The following is a 1,618-nucleotide window of genomic DNA, read 5'->3' on the forward strand; positions in this document are numbered from 1 at the left end:
CTATTTTTACCAACAGGGGATGAGGGCTATAAGTCAGATTCAATCTAGCTCCTAGCCATCCTTGTCACCCCCCCAGCCCAATTACCAATGAAAAAGATAGACAAACTTATTTTGGTGCACTCAATTATCAAAGCAAAGAATTCCATGTTCAGAGCCATCCATCTGGTGATGGAAAATCAACAGTTAAATTCATAAAATACTTACAAAATAAATATAAAAATCGCAAGATTATCTTGATTTGGGATGGAGCTAGTTATCATAAATATGGAGAATTTAGAGAATTTTTATTAGAACTAAATGGTGACAAAGAATCTAATAATTGGTCAATTACTTGTATTTTATTTGCTCCCAATGCTCCCCAACAGAATCCCGTTGAAGATATTTGGTTACAAGCTAAAAACTTTTTAAGAAAGTATTGGTATTTATGTAGGTCTTTTAAGATTGTCAAATTTTTGGAGAGAGTTCTTTACTAACGAACATAAATTTGATTTCCCCAAAATACGTCAATATACTTACACACAGAAAATCATTTAGGATTGCTCTCGATATAGAAAATCATTTAGGATTGCTATAGTTATAACTTCAGTCTCTTTGATATCAGGCCAAAACATGATATAGTATCTCTCTGTGTCGTTTTTGAACTTCTTCTGAAATACTTTCACTTGCCCGATTTTTTTGAGATGAACAACTTGGCCGCGGGCGGGGAATTTCGAGATTTTTCACAGCCGTGTATTTCCCGGGAATCATAGCCACTTGGCGGTTTTTGGCTATCCCCATCATAAAACCTAGTTTTTGGTTTCTCAAAAAATTCAAGTTTTTTTTACTGGAATACCAACTATCTCCTGTCACCATCTCTGGCTGTAATCCCCACAATAACACTTACTTCCGCAATCATTTCCCGAAAATAATCATTTTTGGTTTTGCCCTCCGGTTTGTTATATATCCGATAATTTACGGGTACAGACTTACCACTGCTCTCGGTGTAATACAATGTAATCAGATTAATTCCTTTAACCGGACGGTGCTGATTACCTGACCAAAAATATCCAATAAATTCTGTTAAATTGGGGTCACTATAAGGCTTTTCAATAACTGTATTATCCCCACTTAATGTCCCGCCTATTAACTCAATATGTGGTTTGAGTTCATCAAATAAATCTTTTGGTTCATAGCTTTCTCTTAACAAAAAACGGTTAATACTATCGTGAGATAGTCCATCTAAAATCGAGGATAGCCGACAGCAACCTGAATATTTAGACTCCACCAAAAGAAAATATGTGTACTTGGACAGGTCGCAGAGTGCGGTGGATGGCTTAGTTCTGGTTCTAATATTTTTTCTCCCCTGATAACTTGAGCAATTTTACCCAATCCTGTTTTTTTAGGAATTGAATTCACCTCTATTCCAGATATACACAATAGAGTTATTTTGTCAATGCGTAAGTCCTACAACTAACGATTTTGCTGCACCACGGGTATCATCCCACCGTGCTAAGTGGGGCGTTAGAGCAGATTAATCCTCAAATCATGACTAACTGGAGTTGAGACTAAAAAATAGGCTCAGTTAGTTACTGAGTCAGAAAAAGCTTTGGAGTTAGTTAAATCCTAGTGATTAAGAAGC

1 protein-coding gene and 1 pseudogene are annotated in these 1,618 nt (G+C 36.2%); one reads left to right on the top strand and one right to left on the bottom strand.

What is annotated here, in order from left to right:
- The first annotated feature begins 80 nt into the window (after positions 1-80).
- Positions 81-473, top strand: coding sequence for a transposase (locus QUA53_RS29445; protein ID WP_333101294.1), 393 nt, complete (start codon positions 81-83; stop codon positions 471-473).
- A gap of 99 nt (positions 474-572) precedes the next feature.
- Here the strand turns inward: QUA53_RS29445 and QUA53_RS28965 are convergent.
- Positions 573-1,330 (bottom strand): annotated as a pseudogene (locus tag QUA53_RS28965) (IS701 family transposase); the annotation flags it as partial.
- Positions 1,331-1,618 lie beyond the last annotated feature (288 nt).

This window comes from Microcoleus sp. Pol12B3, assembly GCF_036701355.1.
GTDB lineage: Bacteria > Cyanobacteriota > Cyanobacteriia > Cyanobacteriales > Microcoleaceae > Microcoleus.